This is a genomic window from Bradyrhizobium sp. DOA1 (assembly GCF_001593325.1).
GTDB lineage: Bacteria > Pseudomonadota > Alphaproteobacteria > Rhizobiales > Xanthobacteraceae > Bradyrhizobium.
In genome coordinates, this window is record NZ_JXJM01000001.1 from 6380493 (window position 1) to 6389403 (window position 8911).

Sequence of the window (8911 nt, forward strand, 5' to 3'; positions counted from 1 at the left end):
CCGGCAGCAACGTCATGATCTCAGCAACGGCATGGTCCCGGAGAGGCCTGCTCGCGGGCACCGCAATCCTCACAGCCGGCGGTGCCGCGGCCAAGGAGGATCGTCTCACCCAGGGCGTCGTGATCCTGATCGACAGCAACGAGCCTTACGTCATGGGGCACGCAATCAGCTACTCGGCCAATCTCTCCAAGCACTTTGCCGAGAGGGGCGCGAGATTGCTGATCGAGGTCGTCGCCAACGGCAAGGGCATCGACGTCTTCCGCGCGGACAAGACCCCACTGGGCGAGCCGCTCGCGACGCTGCGGCAATCGCAGCCGAACCTCACGTACAGCATGTGCGCCTCATCCAAGGTGATTGCGGAAGCCAAGGAGCAGATATCCATCCCGCTGATCGCAGGCGCGACCCTCGTCCCGTTCGGAATCGGCCGCGTCGTCGACCTGCAATTGAAGGGCTGGGCCTATATCCATGCCTGATGAGCGGCACGAAAGGGGACCAGTGATGTCGCGGCGATCGATCCTGATCGCCGCGCCGATGCTGGCCGTGTCCGTGCAGGCAAGCCGCGCGCAGGAGAGCTGGCCGCCGGTGTTCGAGGCCGACCGCAGCCAGTTCACGATGGTGCGGCCGCGCGCAATGATGCCGCAGCTCAGGCTTCAGCATATCGGCGGTCGGGACGCCGTGATCACAGCAAAGCCGGGCCGCATCACTCTGGTGAATTTCTGGGCCACCTGGTGCGCGGCCTGCAAGCTCGACCTGCCCGTGCTGGCAAGCCTTGCAGCATCACGAGCCGAAGCGCTCGACATCGTCGCGATCTGCACCGACACCAAAGACCTGCGCAAGATCCGCAAATATCTTGACAGCCTCGCCGTGCAGAACCTCGCCTGCTATGCCGATGCCTATGGCGTAGCGGCCGAAGCATCCAGCGCGATGTTCACGATCATCGGCATGCCCATCACCTATCTGGTGGGTATGGGCGGCCGCGTCGAGGGCTACATCACGGGCGCGCCCGACTGGCTCTCGCCGGCAGGCAGCCGCCTGCTGCAATTCTATCGCGAGCAGAGCTAACGCCGCTCAATTCGGATGCCACCAGCGGCCGCCGATGACGACCCCCTCGGAAACGATCTTGCGGTCGCCGATCAGGTGCTCGCCGACGACGTCCTCATAATCGAACTGGCCTTGCTTCACCGTAACAAGCGTGGCGTCGCCGACGCTGCCGGGCTTGAGGCTGCCGAGTTCGGGGCGGCGCAGCGCCATGGCTGCATTCACCGTCGACGCCGCGACCACGTCGGACAACTCCATGCCCATGCACAAGAACTTCGACATGGTCGTAACCTGGTCGTAGGCGGGACCATCGATACACAGCACGTGGATGTCGGACGAGATCGTGTCCGGATAGAAGCCGTTGGCGAGCATCGCGCGCGCGGTCTTGAACGCGAACGAGCCCTTGCCGTGGCCGATGTCGAACAGCACGCCGCGCTCGCGCGCATCCAGCACCGCCTTCTTCACCGTGCCCTGCGCGGTCGCCGGCGTGTTGGGGAAGGGGCGGAACGCGTGGGTCAGCACGTCGCCGGGCCGCAGGCGCGCCAGCACCTCTTCGTAGCTCGGCGGCGGATGGTCGATATGCGCCATCAGGGGCATGCCGACCTCGTCGGCCACCTGGAGCGCGATGTCGAGCGGCACCGCCCCCGACGTGCCCGAGGAATGCAGGCCGACGCGCACCTTGATACCGACGATGAGGTCGCGGTTGGCATCGGCCACCTTGGCCGCTTCTATTGGATTCATCAGCCGCAGCTCCTCGCTTTCGCCGACCATGATCCGGTGCGAGAAGCCGAAGATGCCGGCATGCGAGACGTGCAGATAAGCGAGGATGCGAACCTGGCTCGGCTCGATCACGTGCTTGCGGAAGCCGGCGAAATTGCCGGGCCCGGCGCTGCCGGTATCGATGGCGGTAGTGACGCCGGAGAGGCGGCAGAACTCCTCGGCATCGATGCCGAGCGAGGTGCCGCCCCAATAGACATGGGTGTGCAGATCGATCAGCCCCGGCATCACGATGTATTTCGAGACGTCGCGCACGTCCGTGCCCGGATCGGCCTTGAGTTCGCTGCCGACCGCGGCAACCTTGCCGCCGGCGAAGGCGACATCGGTTACGGCGTCGAGCTTCTGGGAGGGGTCGATCACACGGCCGCCGCGCAGGATCAGGTCGAAAGGCATCATGGTCTCCGGATGGGGGATAGGGATAGTGAGATGCGGCGGGCACACGGGCCGGGCCAGCAAGGAAGCAAGCCATTCACCTCAAGCCATTCACCTGTAGCAATTTTTGCGCCGACCAGCGTGGCGAACCGTAAGCGCGGCCCACGAAAAATGGCGATCCCGGGAAGACTCGAACTTCCGACCTACGGTTTAGGAAACCGTCGCTCTATCCGGCTGAGCTACGGGACCGCGGAACCCGAAGTTGCAGGTTCGGCCTCCTCATAGCAGAGCAGGACGAGGTTCGCCAGCCGCTAGACTGGCCACCTCAACCGAGCAAGGAGCTATACAATAACCTCCAAATCCATTCTGTGGAGCAGCACACATGATCGACTGCATCAGCGCCATCACGCTCGGCACCCATGACATGGCGCGAGCCGTGAACTTCTACCGATCGCTGGGGTTCGAGCTCCTATATGGCGGCGAATCTGCGGCGTTCACGAGTTTTCGCGCCGGCACCGGATATCTCAACCTGACGGCACAGCCCGAGGAGAAGCAGTGGTCCTGGTGGGGCCGGGTCATCTTCTATGTCGACGACGTTGATGCGACCTATGATCAGGCCCGCGCCGTCGGATGGCAGCCGTCCACCACGCCGCGCGATGCGGAATGGGGCGAGCGCTACTTCCATCTCGCCGATCCCGACGGCCATGAGCTCAGCTTCGCACGGCCTCGCAAGGCCTGAGCCTCGACGTTCTGCCGCGGCCACCCGACCGAGACGCGCCTCGGGCGCCGGTCGATTGCGACGGGTAGGACGCGGTCCGCGAAACGCTGCATGTCGCCGGCAGCCAGCTGTCAGCTGGCAAGCCTCCCCAGGCGGCTGCGGGACCCTGGCGGCCTTTCCAACCGACTTCACCGGCAGAACGAGGCTTGCTTTGCGCAACCTCCGAAGGCATGCTTGGCCTCTGTCGTGCCGGAGATCGAAACCTCTCAGAGGTCAGTCGTGCATCTTCCGCAAGAGCCAGATCTCGTAGTCGAGAAGGATGCGCGCGGCGCCATCCGGGAGTTGCGACACCTGCAAACGCCGGCGCAGGCCGAAGCTGGCCAATCGGCGAAATGGGCGGCACTCGAGTATCTAAGGCTGGGAATGGACAGGAGATTGCTGCCCCTCTCGGAGCAAGATTGGAAGCATCTCAGGGACACCATTGACTCCGATGAACCGGAGCGGTCTGACGAATCGAGTTTTCGCTGGGTCCATCCCCGTGAACTCACGCGAAGCGGGATGGTCGAGACCACGATCGTCTGGTGCCAGCAGATGACGCCGACCGAGAACAAGGGGTTTGTCCCTGATGTTCAGGGCAGCAGCATACGCTTGGTCGTGCACCATGGGTGGAAGATTGACCAGCTCCGGATTACCAGCGCTCGGCTGACCACGATCGAGCGCGCCAAACTCACAATCGCATCGGAGCACCTCAAGCGCGCGTTTGACCGGCTCGATCCGACGTGGGCTGACGATTTTCCTGCAGAGCAGGTCTTGCGCCGGCTGAGCCCCGTGATGGGTCTTTCGGCTTCGGAGGCCGACGTGGCGGAGGCGAAGCTCGTTGCCTATCATCGGCAGGGTTTCAGCACGATCTATGACGATGGCCCTTTGGGTCTGGCGATCAGTGCGACGATTTTCATGGCGGCGGCGAGCGGCGACTCCATCGCACATCGCGTCATCTTCGATCCTGTGGAGAAAAAGCTTGTTCGCAAATCCGCGATCGCCTCGGCCTGCGCCGGACTTGCCTTCCAGAGCGACCCCAACAGCAAGACAGGCAAGTTTGATTTCCGCCCCGACAACGACGCGGCAAAACTCGACCTGCTGCGTGATCCCGTGGTCCTGCATGATCTCGAGCATGCCGGGGGCGGGCGGCGCAGGCTGTCCGGGCCACGGGTCAAGCTGCGCCAGCCAGCTGCCTTGGGAGCCGATTACGAACCACCGGTCCAGTTACCGCCGTTCAGCTTTTCGGCGAGGAGCAATGAATTCGCCGCGGTGAGCGCCTACTGCCATTGCGACTCGATGATGCGATTGGTCGAGGAGTTTGGCTTCGACCGGACAGACCACTTCCGCGACATTTCATTGCCCTTGACCGTGGACCACCGCGCCAAACTCCTGTCCGGGCCCGGTGCGCGCGATGGCCGCGGCATCAACGCGTATGTGACCCCGTTCCGGGGCAAAACCGCGCAACGCCCCTGGAACGTGATGATGTTGTTCGGGCTCGCGGATCTTGCGGATACCTGGAAACACCCGCTCGGGCTCGCCGCCGACGTGCGCTTCGTATGGCACGAGTTCTGCCACGTCCTTATTCTCGCTGCGACCGGGTCCACCGAATTCGGCTTCGCTCATAGCGCCGGAGACGCGCTCGGCGCCATCATGTGCGATCCGGCTTCGAAGCTCCGGGGCAGACGGCGCGGTGTGACGTATCCCTATGTCCAGCTGCCGTTCAGACGCCACGACCGCGCTGTCAGGAGAGGTTGGGGTTGGAACGGAGCGCTGTATGAGCGACCTTCCCCCACTTACGGGCTCCGCGACCCCGTCGGCTACAATTCCGAGCAGATCCTCTCGAGCACGCTTTTTCGTCTCTATCGAGCCGCCGGCGGCGATGCGGTGAGACGCGATGCGGCAGGGGCTTGGGAACCGGATCTGGAGCGCAGAAGGGCGGCCGCGCACTACGCCGCATACCTTATCGTTCGTGCAATCGCCTCGCTCGGCGCAGTTGAGACGGAGCCGACCAACGAGGCGAGCCAGTTTGCCACCGCCCTCATGGAAGCAGACGTCGGTACGCCATATTTCGACTATGAGGAATCGAAACGGCTAGGCGGAATGCTGCACAAGGTCGTCCGCTGGGCCTTCGAGCGCCATGGCCTTTATCAGGTGGCCGCGTCGCCCCAGGACGCACCGGGCAGTCCACCCGCGGTCGATATCTACGTCGATGATGGACGTCACGGAGGCTATTATTACCGGCGGGAGTGGTGGGCCCTCCCGACCGTTCTCTGGGTCCGGCACCACGAGGATGACGGCGCACCGCATGAGATGCCTCGCCCCGGCGAGACCAACTACGTCTACGTCGTTCTCCGCAACCGCGGCAGCGCGGCAGCCATCGGCGCGACGGTCGACGTGTTCGCGGCCGCGGGCGACGACGCCTCGACCTGGGATGTTGCAGCGGGTTATTGGCAACGGCTGCAAGGCAATAAAACGACGCTGGATGTCCCGGGTGGAGGCAGAACCAAATTCGGTCCCTTCAAATGGACCCCACAGGCTGCCAGCAGGAACGCCTTGCTCGTCCGCGCCACGGTTGCTGGCGATCACAGCAATATCGATGCGGGATCAACCCTGCCATGCGCAAACGGCCCCGCGGCGGTGCCCGACCTTGTACGGGCCGACAATAATCTCGGCTACCGGGAATGGACCCTGCCGTAGCGCTTGCCCACTTTGCTGGATCAGCTCCACTCCTTGGCTGCATCTGAAAACAATTGTTTGATGCCCGGACAAGTGGACGTCGTGATCTTTTTCTCGCACTTTTCGGCAATGAACCTTCCGCATACGGAATCGCTCCGGTAATGAACGCCTGCTCTTTCGCGATTGAGCGCGACTCTTTCAGCGAGCCAATAAAGCTCTTTCTTGTAGGAAGGCGCCACGTTTTCCAGAAACAGAGATATCAGCCAGCTCTGGAGCGAATGACCGCTTGGAAATGATGCGTGCGCCGGCGGCCCGAAGGCCGGCAGCAGGCCGGGACACACGTATGAAGGCCGTGTCCGCTTGTAATGATCCTTGTAATACGCCGCAACGATCTGACCAATCCGAACCGCAAGGTTGATGACGACCAACGTGTTGTGATGTTGGGGAGCGTTGATGGCCATCAGGTTAACCCAATAGCCAGGCGCATTGTCATGCTGCGCCACGATTTCAGCCATATAGCGCTCGCGATCGGTCTGCATCAGCAGCTCCAGCTGAGCGATCTCGCGGCTGATGAAGGCCTGGTAGTTCGGATTGTTGCTCGGTCGCCAATGGAGCATTTTGAGTGTGGTGTCCGCTTCAATATCGTTCTTGATCATGTGCCAATCGGTTTTCTTGATGAACTCCGCGAGATGGAGCAGTGAGAGCACATCAGGATCCCACGGGCCGACCCTGTCCTTCCCGGACGGGTTAGGCGGCAGCAGCGTATTCGGAAAGCTCGGAGCGGTGTTCGGGCCGAGCTCGTACTGCAGGGTCAAGGGTCGGAAGCCGAGCTCAGGGGGCGTGGCGCTGAAGGCCATTCCCATGCCCATGCCCATGCCCATGCCCATGCCCATTCCCATCCCCATCCCCATGCCCATTCCCATGCCCATACCCATGCCATTCTCCTCCAGAGCTGTGCTGCGCTAAAACCTGCTCGTGCCTGGACGGCTACCGACCGCTGAACCGAATTCAGTCAGCGAGGCAGCCCAGCTTCAATCAATCGTTTGCCAAAGAGAGCGCGTCTGTCCGGTTGCTTTATGGGATACCAGCTACAAAATTTTTCGACGGAGAATGATGGATCGACCCGCAGGAGCGCGGCTCCAACCTCGCGTGCCTGGTTGACAGAGTCTGCCGCCACAAGGCTTGCTGCAAGAAGCCGCAAATTCGCGACAAACCGCGGAGCTGCCGCCATCACCTTCGTCCCCCAGTAGACAGCCTCGTCGAAGGTCCCGTTCGTGTAGTGCGCGTTGGTGAGCGCGGACTGATAGAAATAGGCGTAGGGATCGAGCGGCGACAGCGACATCCCATATGATGCTCGCGCCACCGCACGGGGCCCGTCACCGAGGTAGCAATATGTCGACGCGCTCAAGCTCCATGCGATTGCGGAATTCGGCGTTCCTCCGATCGCGCGATCGAAAGCGTCTATCGCACGATCATACGCGGCGAACAGAAAGGAGTTGATGTGCCCGAAAATCGCGAGTGCCATAGGGTCCGATTGCTCGAACTCCAACGCCCGCGACGCAAGCCGCAGCGCCTCTTCCGAATCGGCCTTGAAGTCGGTGGAGTGCCCCTCACCGATGTGCAGGATGTACCACTTGGCCATTAGCGCATAGGCCGCCGCATAGTGCGGATCGTGCTCCAAGGCCCGCTCGAACAGTGTCCGTGCCGCAATCATGTCGTCGTCGCCAAGACGATACAGGCGATACATCCCCTGCAGAACCAGATCGTAAGCGTTCATGCTCTGGGGGATCTTGCGCTCGGCATGCCTCAGCTCCGAGATGTGAATATGCGGAAGCAGTGCGTAAGCGATGCTGGTCGCTATCTTCTCCTGCACGTCGAAGAGCTGCCAGATCGGCGACTCATACTGATTGGTCCACAGCATGGAGCGCGTATCGACGTCGATCAACTGCACGCGCATCCGCAACAGCTCACCGTGGCGGGTCAATGTTCCGGTGACCAGGTATCGCACCCCGAGGCGGTGGCAGATGGCGGCGGGATCGATCGTAGGATCGCTGAATCCGAGCGTGGATGTGCTGGACACCACAAACAATTCGCGAATACCCGCCAGCGAAGCGACTATGTCATGAACAATTCCCTGCGCGAGATAAGCGTCCTTCGCTTCAAGCCCAAGCATCTGGAGCGGCAATACTGCGACTGACGGCTTGAGCGCGTGAGCAACGGAGATTGTCGGAGGACGCAACTCTTGATGCGCGATCTTGAATGCGCGGATGCGTCGCTCGATATTCTTGAGCGTGAGGAAGCCGAGATCGGCGGCGTGGTAGCGCAGATCGTCCTTGACTCGATCATGGATGGACCCGGAGATCACAATGCCGCCCGGGCCGGCGAATTCTTGCAATCGGGCTGCAATATTGACTCCATCGCCATAGATATCGTCGCGTTCGGCGATGACGTCGCCGACATTTGCCGACATCCTCAATTGCAGCGCGTCGCTTCCGCCAGGCGGGATCTCGGCGAGGTACAATTGGGTCACCAGTGCGAAGCCGATCGCGTCCGCGGGCTGCTCGAATTGCAGAAGCAGACCGTCCCCGGTGCTCTTGATCACCTCACCGCGGAATGAAGCGACACGCGGCTCGACAACGTCGGCTCGCAACGACATCCATCGCTTGTGCGTGCCTTCCTCATCAGCGCCCATCAGTCGTGAGTAGCCGACGACATCAATGAATACCGTGGCAGCAGTATACCGTTTCGGCCGACCCCGATCCGAGCCACTTTCCGAGGACGTGTTGTCGACTCTGATCATCACAGCGCCACAACTCTTTGGCGGGGCACAACCACCGCGCGGAATAGTAGCAAACAGCTATCGGCCGGCAAATGCAAGGTCTGCCGTTACCGAGCAACGCCCCCTGGTTGAGAGCTGCTTTTCGCGGAGTACCCCGCAATGGCGTCTATACCTAGAGTCGCAGACCGAGCGTCTGCAATTCACCAAGACGGGCACACTGACTCGTCGCAACAGATCAGGGCGAGCTGCACGCCCCCCTATCCCTGCAGCGCTTCATCCGCCTGCGGATGAGAGCCAGCGGGCCCTCACGCCCTGATATTGTTGTCCTTCACCACCTTGCCCCCAATAGGCAACCTGCTTGTCGAAGAAGGTCTTGAAGGCGGCGCCGTCCTGGAGCAACAACGTCATGTGCTGGGTCTCCTTGAGCTGGGCGGCGGTCGCGGGCTCGCTCAGGACCTCCTTGGAGGCTGTCGCCATGGCCGCGACCACATCCGGAGGCGTACCCGTGGGCG

7 protein-coding genes, 1 tRNA gene and 1 pseudogene are annotated in these 8911 nt (G+C 62.1%); 4 read left to right on the forward strand and 5 right to left on the reverse strand.

Features of this window, described 5'->3' with window-relative positions; genetic code table 11:
* Window positions 1–14: 14 nt before the first annotated feature.
* Window positions 15–473, forward strand: a complete 459-nt coding sequence (locus tag SE91_RS29510; RefSeq protein WP_061851397.1) for a DsrE family protein — start codon at window positions 15–17, stop codon at window positions 471–473.
* Window positions 474–498: 25 nt separating this feature from the next.
* Window positions 499–1062 carry a TlpA family protein disulfide reductase gene (locus SE91_RS29515; RefSeq protein WP_245318564.1) on the forward strand — a complete coding sequence of 188 codons (564 nt, stop codon included), beginning with the start codon at window positions 499–501 and terminating at the stop codon, window positions 1060–1062.
* Window positions 1063–1068: 6 nt separating this feature from the next.
* Here SE91_RS29515 and SE91_RS29520 read toward each other — a convergent pair whose 3' ends face one another.
* Both SE91_RS29520 and SE91_RS29525 read right to left on the reverse strand, forming a co-directional pair.
* On the reverse strand, window positions 1069–2208 hold the full coding sequence (locus SE91_RS29520) for an amidohydrolase/deacetylase family metallohydrolase (RefSeq protein WP_061851398.1): 1140 nt from the start codon (window positions 2206–2208) through the stop codon (window positions 1069–1071).
* Between the two features lie 151 nt (window positions 2209–2359).
* Window positions 2360–2436, reverse strand: a tRNA-Arg gene (locus SE91_RS29525).
* A 133-nt stretch (window positions 2437–2569) separates the two neighbouring features.
* Between SE91_RS29525 and SE91_RS29530 the strand changes: the two genes are divergently transcribed.
* Together SE91_RS29530 and SE91_RS29535 are read left to right on the forward strand one after the other, a co-directional pair.
* The gene (locus SE91_RS29530; protein WP_061850158.1) at window positions 2570–2926 is read left to right on the forward strand and encodes a VOC family protein; all 357 of its coding nucleotides are present in this window, start codon (window positions 2570–2572) and stop codon (window positions 2924–2926) included.
* A gap of 213 nt (window positions 2927–3139) precedes the next feature.
* Window positions 3140–5641, forward strand: a complete 2502-nt coding sequence (locus tag SE91_RS29535; protein ID WP_156489849.1) for a hypothetical protein — start codon at window positions 3140–3142, stop codon at window positions 5639–5641.
* Between the two features lie 20 nt (window positions 5642–5661).
* On the opposite strand, the gene SE91_RS29540 is transcribed toward SE91_RS29535, so the two are convergent.
* From SE91_RS29540 to SE91_RS29550, 3 genes and pseudogenes are all read right to left on the reverse strand, one after another.
* A complete protein-coding gene (locus SE91_RS29540) occupies window positions 5662–6555 on the reverse strand; it encodes a phosphatase PAP2 family protein (protein WP_061850160.1) in 894 nt (297 codons plus the stop codon).
* 77 nt (window positions 6556–6632) lie between these two features.
* The gene (locus SE91_RS29545; protein WP_144441117.1) at window positions 6633–8420 is read right to left on the reverse strand and encodes a hypothetical protein; all 1788 of its coding nucleotides are present in this window, start codon (window positions 8418–8420) and stop codon (window positions 6633–6635) included.
* Between the two features lie 252 nt (window positions 8421–8672).
* Window positions 8673–8911, reverse strand: a pseudogene (locus tag SE91_RS29550) (hypothetical protein); the annotation flags it as partial.

Bases quoted from the DNA above. Each gene is read 5' to 3' on its own strand.
- SE91_RS29515 (WP_245318564.1), top strand. From the start codon at position 499: ATGTCGCGGCGATCGATCCTGATCGCCGCGCCGATGCTGGCCGTGTCC.
- SE91_RS29530 (WP_061850158.1), top strand. From the start codon at position 2,570: ATGATCGACTGCATCAGCGCCATCACGCTCGGCACCCATGACATGGCG.
- SE91_RS29545 (WP_144441117.1), bottom strand. From the start codon at position 8,420: ATGATCAGAGTCGACAACACGTCCTCGGAAAGTGGCTCGGATCGGGGT.
- SE91_RS29520 (WP_061851398.1), bottom strand. From the start codon at position 2,208: ATGCCTTTCGACCTGATCCTGCGCGGCGGCCGTGTGATCGACCCCTCC.
- SE91_RS29540 (WP_061850160.1), bottom strand. From the start codon at position 6,555: ATGGGTATGGGCATGGGAATGGGCATGGGGATGGGGATGGGAATGGGC.
- SE91_RS29510 (WP_061851397.1), top strand. From the start codon at position 15: ATGATCTCAGCAACGGCATGGTCCCGGAGAGGCCTGCTCGCGGGCACC.